This is a genomic window from Lutibacter sp. HS1-25, from assembly GCF_004121075.1.
Taxonomy (GTDB): Bacteria; Bacteroidota; Bacteroidia; order Flavobacteriales; family Flavobacteriaceae; genus Lutibacter.
Window position 1 is genome coordinate 25,989 of record NZ_RHLN01000019.1, and the last position, 21,575, is coordinate 47,563.

Consider the following 21,575-nt stretch of genomic DNA (forward strand, 5'->3'; position numbering starts at 1 on the left):
AATGCGAAAACAGATTACAAGTACACAAAACACGTTTATAAAAGAACTTTTTCAATTAAAAGAAAAAGCACGTGCACGAAAAAATACGCAAACTTTTTTAATTGAAGGTTTGCGTGAAATTACTTTAGCTATTAAAGGCGCTTATGTTATCAAGACTATTTTGGTTGACGTTAATTTAATTTCAGAAAAAGATATTGAAGGTTTATTAAATAGCAACTCTACGCCTGTTGAAGTGATTGAAATTTCGACCGATGTTTATAAAAAATTGGCATTAAGAGAAACCACTGAAGGTATTTTAGCCGTTGCAAAAAGTAAAGATTTAGCATTGCAAAACATTGTTTTTAAATCTGAAAATCCACTAATTTTAGTTGCTGAAGCTCCTGAAAAACCTGGAAATATAGGTGCTTTATTAAGAACTGCTGATGCTGCTGGTATAGATGCTGTGATTATTGCCAATCCGAAAACAGATTTATACAATCCAAATATTATTCGCTCTAGTGTAGGTTGTGTTTTTACAGTAAATTTAGCAACGGGTTCTACTGCTGAAGTGATTTCGTTTTTAAAAGAAAAAAACATACAATTATATGGTGCTGCTTTAACTGCATCTGTTGCTTATGAAACTATAGATTACACTAAAGGTAGTGCAATTGTAGTTGGTACTGAAGCCACCGGTTTAAGTAATGAATGGCTGCAAAACACAACAAAAAATATTATTATACCTATGAGAGGCGCTATAGACTCTATGAATGTATCTGTAAGTGCCGCAATTATTTTGTTTGAAGCTGTAAGACAACGAAAGTTGTGATTTTTGATTTACGATTTAAGATTTTAGATTTAAGATTTAAGAAGTTTGGAATTATTTAATACTTGACACCAAATAGTTGATACTAAATACCTGATAAAAAAACAATTACACCATTAAACCCATAAACCATTCCACAACAACGCATGACTCCACAAATACTTTTCTATATCATTATCGGCATTTTAATTGCAAAATTTTTATTTGATACTATTATTGATGCCCTAAATGCAAAACATTTTAACGATGCCATTCCTGAAGAATTACAAGGTGTTTACAATAATGAAGAATATTTAAAATCTCAAGCCTACAAAAAAGAAAATTACAGATTTTCATTGTACGTTAGTATTGTTTCAACTTTGGCAACATTGGTGTTTTTTATGCTCGACGGATTTGCTTTTGTTGATGAATTAGCAAGAAATTTTTCAGAAAACAACATCATTATCACCTTAATTTTCTTTGGAATTATCATGTTTGCTAGTGATATTTTAACCTTGCCATTATCGTACTACAAAACTTTTGTTATTGAAGAAAAATATGGCTTCAACAAAACTTCAAAAAAAACATTTGTACTAGATAAGTTAAAAGGTTGGATGATGACAATAATTATTGGAGGTGGAATTTTAGCTTTAATCACTTGGTTTTATCAACTTACAACTACCAATTTTTGGATTTATACTTGGGTTTTGGTAACTGTTTTTAGCCTTTTTATGAATTTATTTTATTCAAAATTAATTGTACCATTATTTAATAAACAATCGCCACTTGAAGAAGGTGATTTAAAAAATGCCATAGAAAGTTTTGCTAAAAAAATAGGATTTAAGTTAGACAATATTTTTGTTATTGACGGATCAAAACGCTCTACCAAAGCAAACGCTTACTTTTCTGGATTTGGCGCTCAAAAAAGAATTACGTTGTACGATACACTTATAAACGATTTAGAAACCGACGAAATTGTTGCCGTATTAGCACACGAAGTTGGTCATTATAAAAAAAAGCACATCATCTACAACTTACTATTATCCACACTATTAACCGGATTTACTTTTTACATTTTGTCTTTAATGGTAGGTAGTTTAATATTGTCTCAAGCCTTAGGCGTACAAATTACTAGTTTTCATATTGGATTAATTGCCTTCGGAATTTTATACAGTCCTATTTCAGAAATAACCAGTTTATTTATGAATATGCTTTCTCGTAAATTTGAATACCAGGCCGATGATTATGCTAAATATAATTTTGCTGCTGAACCTTTAATTTCAGCATTAAAAAAACTGTCAAAAAATAGTTTAAGTAATTTAACACCTTCAAATTTATACGTAAAAATTCATTACTCACACCCTACTTTGTTGAAACGAATTTTAAACTTAAAAAAATAATTGATAACAATTGATTAATTAATTTTAAATAGTATTTTTAAGCATCGCATATTTTTAGAAATGACATACAATTTAACAGAAGAAGAAGAAAATAAAGAAATAGCTCGTAGATACAAAGACTTGCTACAAGGTGCCTATCAAACTTTTACCGAAACTGATAAAACAGAAATTAGGAAGGCTTTTGATGTGGCATTGGAAGCGCATAAAAATCAACGACGAAAAACAGGTGAGCCATACATTTTTCATCCAATTGCAGTTGCAAAAATTGTTGCTTATGAAATTGGTTTAGATACCACTTCTATTATTGCTGCTCTACTGCATGATGTTGTTGAAGATACCGATTATACAACTGAAGACATTGAACGTTTATTTGGTGAAAATGTAGCCCGTATTGTAAGTGGTCTTACTAAAATTTCTCATTTAAACAAGGATTCAAACGCATCTGTACAAGCTGAAAATTTTAGAAAAATGTTACTCACATTAAATGATGATGTAAGGGTAATATTGATAAAAATTGCAGACCGCTATCATAACATGCAAACTATGGATGCCATGCCTTATGATAAGCAACTTAAAATTTCATCTGAAACATTGTACATTTATGCACCACTGGCACACAGACTTGGGCTATACAATATTAAAACCGAACTTGAAAATTTAGGATTAAAATACACTGAGCCAGAAATTTACAACGATATTTTTGACAGGATAACCCAAAGTAAAGAAGAACAAAATAAATATATTGAAACTTTTTCAAATATTATACGCGAATCTTTAGATGCCGAAAATTTTAAATATATCATTAAAGGAAGGCGAAAATCTATTTATTCTATTCGTAAAAAAATGCTTGATCAAGGTGTTACTTACGATGAAATTTACGACAAATTTGCCATTCGTATTATCTACGAATCTACCGTAAAAGAAGAAAAATTTGACGCTTGGAAAATATATTCAATAGTCACCGACCATTTTAGACCAAACCCTAGCAGACTTAGAGATTGGATTTCTCAACCAAAATCAACAGGATACGAATCACTTCATATTACTGTAATGGGACCACAAGGTAAATGGGTTGAAGTTCAAATTCGTTCAGCAAGAATGGATGAAATTGCTGAAAAAGGATATGCAGCGCATTACAGATATAAAAACAAAGATGAAGCTGAAACTGGTTTAGATGATTGGTTAAATAAAATTAAAGAATCTTTAGAAAACTCTGAAAACAGTGCTGCAATAGATTTTGTTGAAGATTTTAAATTAAATCTATATGCAAAAGAAATTTTTGTATTTACACCAAATGGCGATTTAAAAGCTTTACCAAAAAACGCTACTGCACTTGACTTTGCTTTTGCAATTCATACACAAATTGGTATGAATTGTAGGGGTGCAAAAGTAAACGGAAAATTAAAACCTATCAGTCATATTTTAAATAGTGGCGACCAAGTTGAAATTATCACTGCTAAAAACCAAAAACCAAATATTGGCTGGTTAGATTTTGTTGTAACTGCTCGTGCCAGAACCCGAATTAAAAATGCACTTAAAGAAGATCAAAAGAAAATTGCTGAAGAAGGAAAAGAAATTTTATCAAGAAAATTGCGCCATTTAAAAATTAATTTCGACGATAAAATTATCAATGAGCTGGTTGTGCATTTTAAACTTAAAACAAGTTTAGATTTGTTTTATCGTGTAGGAAATGGATCTATAGACAATGTTTTATTAAAAGAATTTATAAATCAACGTACCAACTCATTTGTAAATTTCTTTAAAAACAAAATAAAAAGGACTTCAAAAAATGCACCTTTAATTGACAAAGAAGAAGTTAGTGTAAACTATGATTTATTGGTGTTTGGTAAAGAAGATGAACGATTAGATTATAAAATATCACCTTGCTGCAACCCTATTCCTGGCGATAAAGTATTTGGATTTATTACCATTAATGATGGTATTAAAGTACATAAAAAAGATTGTCCAAATGCCATTAGCCTTCAGGCAAATTATGCATATCGAATTATAAATGCAAAATGGATTGACTCTTCAAAACAAGAATTTATGGCCATTTTAAAAGTTTTTGGAGAAGATCACGTAGGCTTAGTAAACGAAATTACTCAAATAATTTCAAAAAACATGAATGTTAATATTAAAGGGCTAAACATTTCAGGAAACAACGGTATTTTTGAAGGAAAAATCACAGTAATTATTAAAAATAATTTACAACTCGAAAAATTAAGTGAAAGTCTTAAAAAAATTAAAGGCGTTGATTCTGTTCAAAGAATTTACAAGCATTAATTTATTCACAATAAAAGGTTAATAATTATGCTTAATTCTCATCAAATTTTAAAAAATAAGAAGTAACTTTGCTCTTTAGTTCTTCAACTAAAAAAAGTTGATTTATGAGTAACGATAATCAGAAAATTGTAAAAAGTGTTTTTGTTAATTATTTGCAAGCAAATAATCATAGAAAAACACCCGAAAGATTTGCTATTTTACAAGAAATATACGATTTAGACCATCATTTTGATATAGAATCACTGTATATTCAAATGAAAAATAAAAACTATAGGGTTAGTAGAGCAACACTTTACAATACAATTGAACTATTATTAGAATGTGCCTTAGTTAGAAAACACCAATTTGGTCAAAACCAAGCACACTATGAAAAATGCTACTTCGACAAACAACATGACCATGTTATTTTAACAGATACTGGTGAAGTTATTGAGTTTTGTGACCCACGAATTCAAATTATTAAAAAAACTATTGAGGACACTTTTAATATAAGTATCCACAATCACTCACTATATTTCTACGGAACAAAAAAAAAAGATAAAATCAATTAATATTATAAAAAAAGCAATGGCTGTAAATTTATTATTAGGACTACAATGGGGAGATGAAGGTAAAGGTAAAATTGTAGATGTTCTTACCTCAAATTATGATATAATCGCTCGTTTCCAAGGTGGTCCAAATGCAGGACATACGCTAATTTTTGATGGACACAAACATGTTTTACACACAATACCTTCAGGTATATTTCATAAAACTGCTGTAAACGTTGTTGGAAATGGTGTTGTTATTGACCCTGTTATTTTTCAAAAAGAATTAGACAATCTAGCTAAATTTAATTTAGATATTAAATCTAAATTGTTAATTTCAAGAAAAGCACATTTAATTTTACCAACGCACCGTTTATTAGATGCTGCTAGTGAAGCTTCAAAAGGAAAAGCTAAAATTGGTTCTACTTTAAAAGGAATTGGTCCAACTTATATGGATAAAACTGGTAGAAACGGTATGCGTGTTGGCGATTTAGAATTAGAAGATTGGAAAGAAAGATACCAAGCATTGACAGACAAACATCTAAAAATGATTGACTTTTATGAAGCAGATATTGAATTTAATTTAAAAGAATTAGAAACTACTTTTTTTGCAGCTATTGAAAAATTAAAAGAATTGACTTTTATTGATAGTGAAGAATATTTAAATAGCGCCATTAAAAATGGTAAATCTATTTTAGCTGAAGGTGCTCAAGGTTCTTTATTGGATATCGATTTTGGAACTTACCCATTTGTAACTTCATCTAATACTACTGCTGCTGGAGCTTGTACTGGTTTAGGAATTGCACCAAATAAAATTGGTGATGTTTTTGGTATTTTTAAAGCCTACACAACACGTGTTGGTTCTGGCCCTTTCCCAACTGAATTATTTGATGAAGATGGAGCAACTATGTCTAAAGTTGGAATGGAGTTTGGAGCAACAACTGGTCGTCCTCGTCGTTGTGGATGGTTAGATTTAATTGCTTTAAAATATGCTGTTGAAGTAAACGGAGTAACACAATTAATGATGATGAAAGGCGATGTTCTTTCTGGATTTAAAACATTAAAAGTTTGTACTTCATACAATTATAAAGGCACCGAAGTACACCATTTTCCTTACAATGTTGAAGAACACAATGTTACACCAATTTATACTGAACTAAAAGGTTGGAAACAAGATCTTACTGGAATGACAACTATTGAAGAACTTCCTAAAGAGTTGTTAGATTACATTAAATTTATTGAAGATTTTGTAGAGGTTCCTGTAAGTATCGTTTCAGTTGGACCTGACAGAAAGCAAACAATACTTAAATAATTTTAAAAAGCTTCATTAATTTGAAGCTTTTTATTTTTTAACTCGTTTCATAAATTGCAAACTTTTATTTAATTAATTTTGCACAAAATAAATTTACAGTTGAAAAAATTAATTCTATTTAGTTTCTTATTCATTGGCATTACAGGATTTTCACAAGCAAAAAAAATAAAAATTCTGCAAGCCGACAATACCATGGCAGACCCTCAATATCCTGGTGCTACCATTTCATTAGGCAATGTTTTTATTGAGCATGCTGGTGCTACATTACGCTGTGACAAAGCTTATATTTATCAGGAAACAAAAATGATAAAAGCAATGGGCAACGTAATAATTAATCAAGGAGATACCATTGTGCAATACAGTAAATACACAGATTATGATGGTATAAATCAAATTGCAACTTCTTGGGGCGATGTTTTTTTAAAAGACCCTACTATGGAATTGCGAACAGATACTTTAAGATTTGACCGCTTAAACCAACATTTATATTACAAAACCGGAGGAACAATTAAAGATACTACCAATGTTTTGGTTAGTAAAATTGGAAATTATTATTTAGCCAACAATAAATTTCAAGCTACTACAAACGTTGAAGTTACTAATAAAGATAGTAAACTTGTTTCCAATCATTTAGATTACTATACAGATTCTGGTATTGCAGAATTGTATGGGCCTTCAACAATTACAAGTGAAGAAAATTCAATTTATACTGAAAACGGACATTATAATTCGACTACAAACATTTCGTATTTTTTAAAAAAATCTATCATTTATTACGAAGATAGAAGTATTGAAGGAGATAGCTTATATTACGATAAAGTCAAAAATTTTGCATCAGCAACAGGTAATATAAAAGTTATTGATACAGTTAATAATACAACCATTAAAGGTGGTTATGCTGAATTTTTTAAATTGAAGGATTCTGTATTTATAACAGACAAAGCTGTAGCGATTTCAAGCATTGAAAGTGACTCAACCTATATTCACGGAAATGTTTTAATGGTAACAGGACCTACAGATGAAAGATTAATTAGAGCCTTTAATTTTGTGAAATTTTACAAAAGCGATATGCAAGGTAAATGTGATTCGTTGGTTTCAAATGAAAAAACTGGTTTAACCCACTTGTTTAACAGACCTGTGGTTTGGGCTGAAGGAAACCAAATAACAGGAGATACAATCCTATTAATTTCAAACGCAAAAACAGAGCAATTAGATTCATTAAAAATCTTATCAAATGGCTTTATGATCCAAAAAGATTCTTCGGGATTTAGCCAAATGAAAGGAAAATATATGTTTGGTACTTTTAAAAATAACCAATTAACAACTTTAGATATTTTTGGCAATAGCGAAGTTATTTTTTATGGTAGAAATGACGAAAAACAATTGATTGGTATTACCAAAATGAAAGCCACTAAAAACATTTTTATAACATTTGACAACAAGGAAATAAATACCGTTGAGTTTTTTGTATTGCCAGAAGGAAAAACTTACCCTCCTTCTGAATTACCTAAAGAAGAACGTTTATTAAAAGGTTTTGTTTGGCGCGAAGATGAACGTCCTGTAGATAAAGACGCCATTTTTATTCGTGATAATTAAAACATAAAATAAGTTAAATATTAGAATTAATATAAGCTCCATAAAATAAATTTTTCCAATTTTGAAAGCAGCCTTTTTTAAACACCAAGCACAAACATCTCCACATCCTTTAGCGTTAGAAATTTCTAAAGCTAGTGGTAGTTACGTATTTGACATTAACGGAAAACCACATTTAGATTTTATTGCTGGTGTTTCTGCCAACACCCTAGGACACAGTCACCCTAAAGTATCAGAAGCTATTAAAAATCAGGTAGATGCATATACACATGTAATGGTTTATGGTGAATTTATTCAAAAACCACCTGCAGATTTATGCAAATTATTGGCTAAAAATTTACCCGAAAATTTAAATACTGTTTACTTAACAAATTCGGGTACAGAAGCTACCGAAGGATCTATAAAATTGGCTAAAAGATTTACTGGCAGAAGTGAAATTATTTCAGCAAAATGGGGTTATCACGGAAATACACAGGGATCTATGAGTGTGTGTGGTGCTGAGGAACAAAATAGCGCATTTAGACCTTTAATTCCCGGTATACAATTTATTGAATTCAACAATTTAATTGATTTAGAAAAAATTACTACAAAAACAGCTGGAGTAATTTTAGAAACCATACAAGGTGGTGCTGGTTTTATTGAACCTGAAAATAACTATTTACAAAAAGTAAAATTAGCCTGTGAAAAAGTTGGCGCATTGCTTATTTTAGATGAAATACAAACAGGTGTAGGACGTACAGGAAAATTTTATGGCTTTCAAAATTACAATGTAGTACCTGATATTTTTGTTACCGGAAAAGGTTTGGGTGGCGGTATGCCAATAGGTGCTTTTATTGCCTCAAACGAACTAATGAGTTGTTTAAAACAACAACCAAAACTAGGCCATATTACAACATTTGGAGGTCATCCTGTAATTGCTGCAGCTGCATTGGCAACACTTACAGAACTGTTTAACAGTAATTTAATAGAGCAAACCCTTGAAAAAGAAGCTTTAATTAGACAAAAACTAGTTCATCCTTTAATCAAAGAAATTAGAGGAAAAGGTTTAATGCTTGCTGCGATGGTTGAATCTAGTGAAATTGCTTCTGAAGTAATTTTAAAATGTTTAGACAAAGGCTTGTTATTATTTTGGTTGCTTTTTGAAGGAAAAGCCATTAGAATAACGCCTCCACTAACAATTTCAAATGATGAAATACTTGAAGGTTGCAATATTATTTTAGATGTGTTAAATGATATTGCTGCAAAAAAATAACTTCTTTTATAATAACCATTTGTATTTTTTTAACCACTATCAAATCATTATATTTGAGTTTTAAAACTATTTTTATGTATAAATCGCTTTTAATTATTTTCGTTTTACTCATTTCCGTTAGTGCCTGTAAAGAAGAAAAAACAAAAGAAACACAAACTAATAAAGAGGTTTCGAAAAAAGTGATGCATTATATTTGCAATAATAATTGTGAAAATAGCGGTGGCAATGAAGCAGGAAATTGTCCTGTTTGTAAAAATCCTTATACACATAATGTAGCTTATCATTCAGATGATTTGTTAAAAAGCGGGCCTTTAAAAGTACAATCAAATGCAACTCAACCAATAAATAACAAGCCACAACAAAACGCTACTCCTGCTCAAAATTCGGCAGGAATTTATCATTACACTTGTAGCAATGGTTGTTACGGAGGTTCAGGCACTGTAACAAACTGTACTACGTGTGGTAATCCTTTAGAACACAATCAGGCGTATCATAATTAACAATAAATTTTAAATAAACTATGGCATTTTCATTCTCTAAATTATTTCAACCAAAACAAACTGTAAACTATACTGAAATTTTAAATCAAATAGATTACAAAGAAGGAACCAAATTTGCAGAAAATGAAACCACTAAAATTTATATTGATATTGAAGAATTGGGTGGTTTTCCTTATTTAAAAACAGTTGTTTTTGGAATTCATGAAATCAACATTAAAAGAACAGGATGTACCATTACTTTTGTTTTTGAAAATGAAGAACTTACTTTAAGTTCAGACAATACAACTATAGAGTCTAATCAGATTCAAAAAAGTGGCATTTACGCTACTTTAATAGATTTTGAACTGAATGAAGATGAAGCAAAAAAAATACAAAATCAAAAAGTTATTGAAGTAAAATACCAGTTTAAAAAAGAATCAATCAGCCTTCAGCCTATTCATATTCAATAATTGTAAATTTCATTTGAAGCGGATCTAATGCTTCCATTAGCATTGGTATTAAACTATCACCTAATTCTAAGTATATTTCAGAAAAATTTCGAGTACGTTCTTCCAAACTTTGCTTTGGAAACAATTGATCTTGAATAAATTTAATACGTTCAACAGCATCTGCTAATTTTCTTTTTTGAGCTTTTAGTAATCTTTTTTCTAAAACAGCTAATCCGTTTAATTGCTTTTTCTCCTGGGCATTTACGGCTCCTAAAAAAGAAGCTTCTGTGTTTTTAGCCAATTCTTTTAAAGCTTCAAACTGCTGTTGTAAAAAGAGTTTTTGTGCTGAAAAATCAATATCAATAGTTGAAATTTCTTTAACCTTTTTATCAATTAAATTAATTTGATTATAAAACAACTCAGGGACGGAAATAGTTAATTTATCTAATTTAGCAGCTTGCTTTTTAGACATCAACAAAACCGAGTTTCTTAACAATAAAATTGGAAACGGTGTATTAATTGCATTGAAATATGCTTTTAATTGAAACCAATATGCCAATTCTCCTCCTCCACCAATATAACAGAGATTGGGTAAAATAGTTTCTTGATAAACTGGTCTCATTATCACATTTGGACTAAATCTCTTTGGATGATTTTTAAGTTCGTCTAAAATTTCTTCCTCTTCAAATACAATCTCAGTATTGTTTACTTTATAAATATTGTCTTCAAAAATAATGCGTTCTCTTAAACCTTCAACCAAATAAAATAAATTTATTTCACGAGGATTTACCTGAATTTTATAACTCTTTTGTAGCAATTCATTGGTCTTAATAACATTTTTATAAGAAGTGTTATTTAACAATTCATCTTTAACAATTGGTGCAAATATTGATTTCAATAATTTATCATCACCATCAATAATTACCAAACCATTTTGTCCAAATAATTCATTTACTAAATACCGAGTAGCATCTGTTAAATTATCATGCGCTAAGTAAGCTTCTTGAAATAATTTCTTAATATTTTTAGCATTGTTACTATTGTCTAATAACTTTAAAAATTCATCGTAAACCTGCTTAAAACCAGCTGTTTCCAGTCTTCCAACTGCACCTTTACTTTCAGCACTCCAACTAATTTTATTTCCTTTAAAATTAAAATAATTAATTTCTTCAAAATCGTGATCTTCTGTCGCCATCCAATAAACAGGCACAAAATTATATGATGGGAATTGGGTCTTTAACTGTTTTGTTAAATTTATTGTCGAAACAATTTTATACAAAAAATACAAAGGTCCTGTAAAAATATTTAATTGATGACCAGTAGTTATTGTAAAGGTATTTTTATCTTCCAACAACTGAATATTGTTTTTTGTCGCTACAGTTATTTGAGTATTTTGATACTGATTTTTTAAAGCTTCAACTAAAACAATTCTGTTTTTTGAGGGGAATGTTTTCTTTAAATCTATCTGATTTTTAAATCCTTCAATATTTGGAAAATTACCATAAAATTCAGTCAAATTTGGATTTTCATCCAAATAATCACAAATTAAATTTGAAAAATAGTTTGTTTCTTTAAAAGGTATTTGATGTATTTTCATGTAGTTTTATGCTGTTCTTTGGAATAATGTATAAATATATTCTCTTGTGTTTCCTGATGGTTGTGTGTATGTGTAATTGAACGATTGTAACAATTTAAAGTCGTTACCTAAGTTTTCTTGTAACATTTCCTCATTATAATTTACAACATCTAAACCACAACATTTTTTTGCTCCTTGTAAATTAAATTCGGCCAAAATAACATATCCTTCAACTTTTACTGCATTTTTTAACAATTTAAAATAAGCATTTTGTTGCTCTTTAGTGGTAAAAAAATGCAACACGGCTCTATCATTCCATAAATCCACATTTTTTAACTTCAATAAAACTTCAGACGGATTGGTTAAATCGTCAACAATAAATTGAATCGCTGTATTTTTATTATTACCAATTTGCTGTTTTAAAGCAACCAAAGCACTCGCCGAAATATCGTTTACAATTAAATTTGAATAATTGGCCGCAATAAGTTCATTTATCAATGTACTTGCACCAATACCAGCATTAAAAATTAAAGCATCTTTGGGTAAATTACATCTTTTAATTAACTCCATTGTAGGCTTAGGTTCTGCTTCAAACCAACCTAAACTATTTACAGGTATTTTTCTATAGGTATTGTTCCAATGCGCTTCAAAATCGTAACCTGATTGACTATTTCTACAAAAAGATTCGTCCATATTAAATGCAATTAATTTTTATAAAAGTAAACAAATTTCATTATTTGTCGAAGTTTTAAACAACTACTAACAGTTTTTTAACTTAATAATATTTAGACGTTAAATCTAAATACCATAATCATCAATCTAAGTAACTGATCTTATTGAATAAAACGTTTTTTAAAACTTTCAACCGACTTTAAAGTTAATTACTCAAATCTTTTTTTTGAAATCTATAAGATAATACAATCTATAATGCCCATACAACTATATTATTAAGTTTATTTGGTTACTTTTGAAATTATATAAAAAAATGGTTATCATAAATTTTTAATAAGTAAAATCATTCTTTAAATGTAATATGGATTACTACAAGCTACTAAAACTTAATAATATTATTAAAAATCCTAGAATTAAACTTTTAGGTCTTTATTTTTTACATAAACTCAACAAAAGATACATCTCTGTTTATTTTGACCCCGTAAATGCTTGTAACTTACGCTGCAAAATGTGCTATTTTACTGATAGTGATTATGTTAAAAAATTAAAAGGCGTTTTTGATGTAAATGAAATTCCTCTTTTTTCAAAAGCAATTTTAAAAAGAGCCTTAAAACTTCAAATAGGTTGCGGTACAGAACCAACTTTATATAAAAATGTGACTGCAATTATTTTAGAAGCAAAAAAGGAAGGTGTACCAAATATTTCAATGACAACAAATGCCAATTTATTAGTAAAAAACACAACACAAGAGTGGATTGAAGCTGGTTTAAATGAAATTACAATATCACTTCACGGCGTAAACAAAGACTCTTATGAAAATTTTATGGATAAAGGTAATTTTGAAGTTTTTATGAATTCGCTTACATTGTTAACTAAGTTAAAAAAGGAATTTCCAAATTTTAAAATAAGGGTAAATTACACTTTTAATGAAGACAATTTTGAAGAATTAAAATATTTCTGGAAAGCATTTAACAATCAAACCATTGATATACTTCAAATTAGACCCATCAATAAAATAGGAAACACTACATATTCAAATTTTAGTTTAGAGAAAGTATTGCCCTATTACCAAGAGATTAAAGAAGGATTAGCTATGGAATGCAAAAAAAGAAACACAACTTTTATTGCACCAAACTTAAATCAGTTAACCAATCGTACATCTGAAAACAGTATTTTATCAAAATTTATTTATTGTTATATTTCACCTACATCATTTTGGCACAAAGATTTTGAATGGAAAAATGAAACTTACGACCAGTACGCCAAACGCACTAAAATTTCATTAGATATTTTAAAAACAGCAATGTTAAGTAAACATAAAATGAACCTTTTAAAAAATAAAACATTGAATTACGAAATTAATTAATATCAATGTTACAGATCTAATATTGCTAAATCCAATTTTTTTCAAAAAAGAAAGGCTGTCTAAAATGACAGCCTTATAATCTAAATCTTATTTTATTAAATATTATCTACTAACAGTTCCTGTTGGGAAACTTAAATTCTGCCCCATTGAATATGTTGTATGATCAATAGCTGAAACAGGAATATCTCCTACCAATGGCTTTAATAAAAATGGATTTGGACTATTATCTGGAACTGGCTCTATTGAAATTACGGCCTTTCCTCCTGCTAAATCAGTAGGAAATGTTAAACCAGCTGGAGCATTTACTAAATAATCTTCACCTGGAAAAGGAGGTCCTGCCAAATCACCACTAAAACCATCAAAATCATCTACTCCTGTTAAAGAGGTAAACGTACCTGTAGATACAGGCTTTCCATTAATAACTGCCCAACCTTCATATTTCCAACCTGCTGGTAAAGTTGGTAAATTTAAACCTACAGCAGGTCCTGAACCTGTAATTTCTAAAAACCAAATTCCACTATTTTCATTTGTATCTGAACCATTTGTTGGTGTAGCTAAAATATACTTACCACTTGAAGTTTTATAATCATTACCCAAAGCAGCTGGATGGCTAATACTTAACTTACCCGTTTTACCTGAAAAATTACCTGCTAAAATATGCACGTCGCTTGGCGCAGGAACATCACCAACAACTGGCTCAATAGTCAACACAAAAGTTGAAGCAGCTTCTAAATCATCATAATCCAATTTAAATGAAGTTTTTGAAAGTACTCCATTGTCATTTACTGAAAATTTTCCTGTACTAACCGGAGCACCGTTAACAATTATCCAACCTTCATATTCATAATCCGATCCTAAATTTTCTAGTCCTGAAATGTTTAATGATAAATCTTTGGTTGTTGGCTCATCGTCATCTGAGCAAAATGTAATACTAAATGCTACTGCAAATAGTGCTAAAAATTTTAATAATTTTGTCATAATTTATTGTTTTTAAGTTTCTATGACAAAACTACTCCAACACTATTTCTAAAAATGTTAGCTAGCTAACATTAAGCAGTTTTTTTTAAAAAAAGTATTTTTTTTCCTTTAAATTCAATTAAACCTTCATCTTTTATTTCATTCATAATTAAGTTTAAAGTAGGTCTAGAAGTACCTATTAAATTTGCAATATCTTTTTGAGTATAGGGATGTTCTACCAAAGTTCCTCCTGTTTCTTTACAAATAACACCATGTTCTTCACACAATTCATCTAAAAACTCTAACAAACGGGTTTTGGCATCTTTAAACAATAATATTTGTAAACGACGCTCTAACTTACTTATTCTGAAGCTAATAAATTTATATATTTTTAGTGTAAATGTTTGATTGTCTTTCATTAAATCATGTAAAGTGTTTACGCCAATTGGGCAAATTGAAGTATTGCTATCTAAAGATTGCGCAAACTCAGTTCTTTTATCTTCACCTAAAATAGCTTTTTCACCAAACAATTCACCTTTAACCAAAATAGCCTTTACAATTTCTTTCCCTTCAGAAGTGTAATAACCCAATTTTACTTTTCCTTTATCAATTAAAAATACCTTTGTAGATGCATCCTCTTCAAAATAGATATAATCACTTTTACCATATTGTTTAAAATTATGACAACCTTTATATTCAGCATATTTATGCGGACATAAAATTTTAAAAAGATTTACATTTTCTAAATACCATACTTTTTCCATAGACATAAATTTATAAAAATTTGGTCGAATTTTAAGTCTATACTTACAAAAAAAAAGCTTCCTATTTTCATAAGAAGCTTTTTATAACATTATAATTTATTTTAACTTGTAATATACAATTCTCTAAATTCTTTTTTGATGATGAATGAAATATCACCATTTAACATTTCAACATCAATTTCTTCGTTATCAACTTCAATAGTCTTAATTTCAAAAGGCAAACCGTGAATATTAATTTTAAACGTTTCGTAAGTTGTTGTGAATTTACCCGATTTAAATTGTTGAATAGTTAACGAATCTTCTTTTCCAATCAAGTTAAAATTTCTTAAACTATACCTTCCTTTTTTATAGTCGTAACCATCTTGAGCATCTTCAAAGACTTCTGAAACTTCATCACCCTCTTTAAAATAAATATCCAATTCTAGCTGGTCAATTGTTTTTTCACCAACATATTGCTGTACAGGATATTTTGGAATTATAGCTCCTTCTTTAACAAAAATAGGCATACTATCTATATCAGCATCAACCCATTTTTCTTCTCCTCCTATTACAATAGTACTATCCCAGAAATTATACCATCTTCCAATAGGAAAATACATTCTTCTTCCTTTTGCATTTGGTTCTAAAATTGGGCAAACCAATATTTTTTCACCAAAAACAAATTCATCATTTCTGTAATAAGTATGCTTATCATGTTGATCAAACAATACCAATGATTTTAAAATTGGCGTACCAATTTCTGTATACCTCCAAAAAGCAGTATATAAATAAGGTAACAATTGGTATCTAATTTCAATAAATTTTCTAACAATGTCTGTCATTGTTGGTCCAAAAGTCCAAGGCTCTTGATCACCGTGATCACCTGAAGAGTGTACTCTAAAAAATGGGTGAAAAACCCCTAATTGAATCCAACGGGTAAATAACTCTCCGTTTGGTTGTTCTGCAAATCCACCAATATCAGATCCTGCAAATGAAAATCCAGACATACACATACGTTGTGCTTGGTTATTTGCCAAAGCCAAATGATCCCAAGTTGCCACGTTATCACCTGTCCATGTTGAAGTATAACGTTGCGTTCCAGAGTAAGCTGCACGTGTAATTACAAATGGTCGTTTAGGATAAGAGAATTTTTTTAAACCATGGTAAGTTGCTCTAGCCATTTGCATTCCATAAATATTGTGCGCTTTTCTATGACTACAAGGATTACCATCGTAATCATGGCGCACATCATTAGGGAAAGTTTTTCCTGGCACATCCATAACAGCTGGCTCATTCATATCGTTCCACACTCCTTTTACGCCAATATCTTCAATTAATTCTTTGAATAAATCAGACCACCACTCGCGTACTTCAGGATTTGTAAAATCTGGAAAATAACATTCTCCAGGCCAAACTTTTCCTTTCATATAAGGTCCATCTGCACGTTTACAAAAATAATCTTTCTCTAAAGCTTCTTTATAAACACTGTATTCGTTGTCAATTTTAATTCCTGGATCAATAATAGCCACAGTCTTAAATCCGTCATCAGCCAATTCTTTCACCATTCTTTTTGGATCAGGAAAATATTCTTTATTCCAAGTAAAACATCTAAAACCTTCCATGTAATCTATATCCAAATAAATGGCATCACAAGGAATTTTTAATTTTCTAAAAGTACTTGTTACTTCTTTAACTTTAGATTCTGGATAATAACTCCATTTACATTGGTGAAAACCTAAAGACCAAAGTGCTGGTATGTGTTGAGGACGCCCTGTTAAATCTGTATAATTTGAAACTACTTCAGACATTTCTGGACCGTAAATAAAATAATAATTCATTTCACCACCATGTGCCCAAAAACTAGTTACGTTTCTTTTTTCTTGACAAAAATCAAAAAAAGATCTAAAAGTATTGTCAAAAAATATACCGTAAGCTTTTTTGTGATGCAAACCTAAATAAAATGGAATTGCTTTATAAATTGGATCACTTCCTCTGTTATAAGCATACGAATCTGTTACCCAGTTTTCAAAACGTTTTCCTTTTAAATTAACATCAACTGGTTTGTCTCCCAATCCAAAAAAGCATTCACCTTCTAATGATGTTTTAGACATTTTAACAATATCTCCACCAAACTCGTAGCTTTCTTCCCAATGAAAACCTAGCTCATCTTCACAAATAAGTGTATTGTCTTTGGCATCAAAAATAGCACAACGCATGTCTAATTTTGAAACGTGGCAAATTAATTTAGACGTAGTTATAATATAATTATGATCGTCTTCGTCAATTTCTAATTTATTATAGCCTTTACTTGCGTATTTGGTAATACCGTACGAAAAATCTTTTTCAAATATGGCTGAAGTTGCATATCTAAACCTCAACACACTATCACGCTGCACCGTAACTTGAAGAGCTACTCCGTTCTCGCTTTTAAAATACAAGGTATCTACATGCTTTTTGTAAAAAATAATTTTTGAAGGAAATAAATTCCCCTTATATTCTAACTCCGTATTTAAAATCATATAATATATTTTTGGATTGAAGCAAACGTACTAAAATAAATATTTCTACACGAATACTTTTTATAAAAAATAAGCTTCATATTTTGTAAAAATCACAAAATATGAAGCTTATAAACAATAAATTTAAATTTATATGTTAAATTAACTCAAAAACGACGATTCCTAACGGCGGTAAAATTAAGTCGACAGAATACGATCTTCCATTCCATGGTTTCTTTTTACTTATTAAACCTTGTGGATTAGAATTACCTCCACCACCAAATTCTTTAGAGTCACTGTTAAAAATTTCATTCAATTTTAATTTTGAAGGAATGCCAACTTTATAATTTTCTAATAATGTTGGGGTAAAATTACATACAACTAAAACAGCATTTGTACCTTCTTTTCCTTTTCTAATATATGAAATAACAGAATTCTCGTGATCATCAAAACTTATCCATTCAAAACCTTCACTTTCAAAGCCTTTTTCAAACAAAGCAGGTGTTTCTCTATAAAACTTATTAAGTTGCTTGTAATAATTTAAAGTGTTTTTGTGTGGTTCAAATTCTAATAAATTCCAATCTAAACTTTCCTGAAAATCCCATTCGTTGTATTGACCAAATTCACCTCCCATAAACAATAATTTGGTTCCTGGGTGTGTAAACATATAACCATATAGTAAACGTAAGTTCGCAAAACGTTGCCATTCATCACCTGGCATACGACCAACTATTGAATTTTTTCCATAAACAACCTCATCATGTGAAAGTGGCAACATAAAATTTTCTGTAAATGCATACGCCAAACTAAATGTTATTTCATTTTGGTGGTATTTTCTATAAATAGGATCTTTTGAAAAATAGTCTAAAGTGTCGTGCATCCAACCCATCATCCATTTCATACCAAAACCCAGACCTCCCATAAATGTTGGTTTTGAAACCATAGGAAATGCCGTAGATTCTTCAGCAATTGTTTGAACATCTGGAAAAGATAAATAAACTTCTTCGTTTAGTTCTTTTAAAAATGAGATGACGGCTAAATTTTCGTTACCACCATAAACATTTGGTTCCCACTCACCATCTTCACGAGAATAATCTAAAAATAACATTGAAGCAACAGCATCTACACGTAAACCATCAATATGGTACTGTTCTAACCAAAAAATAGCATTGCTTATTAAAAACGAACGAACTTCATTTCTTTCGTAATTAAATATCAAACTTTTCCAATCTTGATGATATCCTTTTCTTCTGTCTGGATGTTCATATAAATTTGAACCATCAAAATAACCTAGTCCGTGTGCATCTTCTGGAAAATGCGAAGGTACCCAATCTAAAATAATACCAATTCCATTTTCGTGAAGTTTATCAACTAAATATTTAAACTCGTCTGGATACCCAAAACGTGATGTTGGTGCAAAATAACCTGTGATTTGATATCCCCAAGACGGGTCGTATGGAAACTCCATAATTGGCATCAACTCTACATGCGTAAAATTCATTTCTTTTACATATTTCACCAAATCATCAGCCAATTCAAAATACGATAAAAATCGATCTTCCTCTGCATGTCTTTTCCATGAACCTAAATGCACTTCGTAAACAGAATATGGTGCATCTATAGCGTTGTGTTTTTTACGTGTTTTTAACCAACTTTTATCTTTCCATTGGTAATTATCTTCCCAAACAATAGAAGCTGTTTTTGGTGGATGCTCACATCTACGCGCATAAGGATCAGCTTTTTCAGAAATATAACCTTGATTATTTGAATGTATTTTATATTTATAAGCCATTCCTTTTCCAACTAAGGGAATAAAACCCTCCCATATTCCAGAAGAATCCCATCTTACGTTCAGCTTGTGTTCGCCGTCTTTCCATTGGTTAAAATCACCGATAACTGAAACCTGATTTGCAGTTGGTGCCCAAACTGCAAAATAAGTACCTTCAATACCGTCAACAACCATAGGATGCGACCCTAATTTATTATAAAGTCTATAATGTTTTCCTGCCTTAAAAAGGTCAATATCAAAATCTGTAAATAGACTGTAGGATTGTACTTTTGTCATAAATTAATTATTAATAAGATTTGAAATTCCTTTTAAAGGAATTACTGCCCACGAAGGGCGTGAATTTAACTCGTAACCTAATTCGTAAACTGCTTTTTCTAACAAGCAATATTCTAAAATAAAGTTACGCTCTTGATTATAGCCAATATTTAAATTTGCATTTTGAACTGTTTCTACATATTTTCCTAAAAAAATTCCTGTAAAATACCCATACAATAGTTCTGCAGCTTTAAATAATTGCTCTTGTGACTGTTTATATGCATCTTGATTGTTAAAAATAGTTGCATAAATAGCATAATGAAATGATCTAAATAAACCAGCTACATCTTTAATTGGCGGCTGTTTTACTTGTCTATCTCTAATTGTACTTTCTGGTTCACCTTCAAAATCTAAAATATAAAAATCATCATTTTGAACCAATATTTGTCCTAAATGATAATCGCCATGAACTCTAATACGCTCTCCTTTTAACTTGGTCCAATCAAAATTTAAAAATTTGCTTCTAATTAAACTTTTTTTGCTTAAAAAATCTTTAGCCAATTCTAAACCATAACCATCTAATTTATGAAGGTTATTTTCAATAATATTTAACCTATTTTGAAATTGATGAATCATTCGGTTTTTCAACCAAACTGCATAATCTCCATTAAAATGTGTTGGTGTAAAAGCGGTATCTTCAAATTCTGAACCCAAATTAATATGCATCTCGGCGGTACGCTGCGCCAAAACTTTGATTTTTAAAAACAAACTAAGTCCAACCCAATCAATTATTCTATGCGGAATATCATGAATTCGAATGCGTTCATACAACAGTGGTTCTGGCAAATTATCAATATCAATATTTTTAGAATCTAAGGTTTCAAAAACTTTTCCCAATTCATTGGTAAAATAGTTCCAAGCATCACCTTGATTTTCAATAAGTTCTTGCATTACTGCAATAGTTAACACATGATTTTCATCAGAAACATAATTGATACTACCATAATATTTTGGTGTATTTTCAAAATCTTTTTTATCTGTTAAAAACCGATTCATTTCATAATCCGGATTTTTATTTGAAAATATTCTTCTGAAAAATTTCAAAACATATCTTTCATTAAAAACCAAAGAAGTATTGCTTTGCTCTAAACCCATTAATCTTGAAGATTGATAAACCACGTCTTCAAAAATTTTACTTTTATGGTATTGAACCCTTGTTTTATCAATCAATGCTGCATTTGCAATTCGTTCAAAAACAACTTTTCTAAACGATTCTAAATTAACGGCATCAATAATATAACCTACTTGATTTTTAATGCTAATTGGTAAAATTCGATCATTTTTGGCAAAATTTTCGTCAGATACAAATGCTATTGGTATAAAATAATGATGAAAAAAAGCTTCGACAAAATCAACTTCTAAAATCAATCCAAAGTAGACTTCATCATTTTGTTGAATTCTGAAATATTCTGAAAGTTCAATGTATTTTATGCTGCTTGCTTTACCTCCATACCAGCGTTGTTTTACGAGGTATTTATTTAAAACATCGGATAAAAAAATTGTTAGAAAATCTTTATTTTCTAACAATTCTTCCCAAGGAACATCAAAATTATACATTGAAACTTTTAGCTCTTCAGACATCT

At 29.9% G+C, this 21,575-nt stretch carries 17 protein-coding genes; 10 read left to right on the forward strand and 7 right to left on the reverse strand.

All coding sequences use genetic code 11. The features are described 5' to 3' along the window. The first annotated feature begins 1 nt into the window (after position 1). The 9 genes from EC396_RS08520 (at position 2) to EC396_RS08560 (ending at position 10,097) form a co-directional block, all read left to right on the forward strand. Complete coding sequence (locus EC396_RS08520; RefSeq protein ID WP_129366287.1) at positions 2-805, forward strand: RNA methyltransferase; 804 nt, start codon at positions 2-4, stop codon at positions 803-805. Between the two features lie 143 nt (positions 806-948). Beyond that, complete coding sequence (locus EC396_RS08525) at positions 949-2,181, forward strand: M48 family metallopeptidase (protein ID WP_129366288.1); 1,233 nt, start codon at positions 949-951, stop codon at positions 2,179-2,181. A gap of 60 nt (positions 2,182-2,241) precedes the next feature. Then, positions 2,242-4,464 (forward strand): bifunctional (p)ppGpp synthetase/guanosine-3',5'-bis(diphosphate) 3'-pyrophosphohydrolase, encoded by a 2,223-nt coding sequence (locus EC396_RS08530; protein ID WP_129366289.1) that lies wholly within the window; start codon positions 2,242-2,244, stop codon positions 4,462-4,464. Positions 4,465-4,568: 104 nt separating this feature from the next. Continuing rightward, on the forward strand, positions 4,569-5,015 hold the full coding sequence (locus tag EC396_RS08535) for a Fur family transcriptional regulator (protein WP_129366290.1): 447 nt from the start codon (positions 4,569-4,571) through the stop codon (positions 5,013-5,015). 16 nt (positions 5,016-5,031) lie between these two features. Beyond that, positions 5,032-6,303, forward strand: coding sequence for an adenylosuccinate synthase (locus tag EC396_RS08540; protein WP_129366291.1), 1,272 nt, complete (start codon positions 5,032-5,034; stop codon positions 6,301-6,303). A 99-nt stretch (positions 6,304-6,402) separates the two neighbouring features. Continuing rightward, entirely contained in the window at positions 6,403-7,899 is a 1,497-nt protein-coding gene (locus tag EC396_RS08545) for an OstA-like protein (RefSeq protein ID WP_129366292.1), read from the forward strand. Positions 7,900-7,960: 61 nt separating this feature from the next. Beyond that, on the forward strand, positions 7,961-9,148 hold the full coding sequence (locus tag EC396_RS08550; RefSeq protein ID WP_129366293.1) for an aspartate aminotransferase family protein: 1,188 nt from the start codon (positions 7,961-7,963) through the stop codon (positions 9,146-9,148). Between the two features lie 74 nt (positions 9,149-9,222). After that, positions 9,223-9,648, forward strand: coding sequence for a hypothetical protein (locus EC396_RS08555; protein ID WP_129366294.1), 426 nt, complete (start codon positions 9,223-9,225; stop codon positions 9,646-9,648). Positions 9,649-9,668: 20 nt separating this feature from the next. Further along, positions 9,669-10,097: a hypothetical protein gene (locus EC396_RS08560; protein WP_129366295.1), complete on the forward strand. Its 429-nt coding sequence runs from the start codon at positions 9,669-9,671 to the stop codon at positions 10,095-10,097. On the opposite strand, the gene bshC is transcribed toward EC396_RS08560, so the two are convergent. Together bshC and EC396_RS08570 are read right to left on the reverse strand one after the other, a co-directional pair. Beyond that, positions 10,081-11,673 carry a bacillithiol biosynthesis cysteine-adding enzyme BshC gene (gene bshC / locus EC396_RS08565; RefSeq protein WP_129366296.1) on the reverse strand — a complete coding sequence of 531 codons (1,593 nt, stop codon included), beginning with the start codon at positions 11,671-11,673 and terminating at the stop codon, positions 10,081-10,083. The genes EC396_RS08560 and bshC overlap by 17 nt on opposite strands. Positions 11,674-11,679: 6 nt before the next feature. Next, positions 11,680-12,345 carry a class I SAM-dependent methyltransferase gene (locus tag EC396_RS08570; RefSeq protein ID WP_240665666.1) on the reverse strand — a complete coding sequence of 222 codons (666 nt, stop codon included), beginning with the start codon at positions 12,343-12,345 and terminating at the stop codon, positions 11,680-11,682. A 340-nt stretch (positions 12,346-12,685) separates the two neighbouring features. On the opposite strand from EC396_RS08570, the gene EC396_RS08575 reads away from it, so the two are divergent. Further along, positions 12,686-13,690 carry a radical SAM protein gene (locus tag EC396_RS08575; RefSeq protein WP_129366297.1) on the forward strand — a complete coding sequence of 335 codons (1,005 nt, stop codon included), beginning with the start codon at positions 12,686-12,688 and terminating at the stop codon, positions 13,688-13,690. Between the two features lie 102 nt (positions 13,691-13,792). On the opposite strand, the gene EC396_RS08580 is transcribed toward EC396_RS08575, so the two are convergent. The 5 genes from EC396_RS08580 to EC396_RS08600 all read right to left on the reverse strand — a co-directional run bounded on the left by EC396_RS08580 (position 13,793) and on the right by EC396_RS08600 (position 21,573). Beyond that, complete coding sequence (locus tag EC396_RS08580; RefSeq protein WP_129366298.1) at positions 13,793-14,668, reverse strand: anti-sigma factor; 876 nt, start codon at positions 14,666-14,668, stop codon at positions 13,793-13,795. A gap of 71 nt (positions 14,669-14,739) precedes the next feature. Continuing rightward, positions 14,740-15,411: a Crp/Fnr family transcriptional regulator gene (locus EC396_RS08585; RefSeq protein ID WP_129366299.1), complete on the reverse strand. Its 672-nt coding sequence runs from the start codon at positions 15,409-15,411 to the stop codon at positions 14,740-14,742. Positions 15,412-15,512: 101 nt separating this feature from the next. Beyond that, positions 15,513-17,909, reverse strand: coding sequence for a glycoside hydrolase family 31 protein (locus tag EC396_RS08590; RefSeq protein WP_129366300.1), 2,397 nt, complete (start codon positions 17,907-17,909; stop codon positions 15,513-15,515). A gap of 136 nt (positions 17,910-18,045) precedes the next feature. Further along, on the reverse strand, positions 18,046-19,953 hold the full coding sequence (gene glgB, locus EC396_RS08595) for a 1,4-alpha-glucan branching protein GlgB (RefSeq protein WP_129366301.1): 1,908 nt from the start codon (positions 19,951-19,953) through the stop codon (positions 18,046-18,048). A 3-nt stretch (positions 19,954-19,956) separates the two neighbouring features. Continuing rightward, on the reverse strand, positions 19,957-21,573 hold the full coding sequence (locus EC396_RS08600) for a trehalose synthase (RefSeq protein WP_129366302.1): 1,617 nt from the start codon (positions 21,571-21,573) through the stop codon (positions 19,957-19,959). Positions 21,574-21,575: the final 2 nt, after the last annotated feature.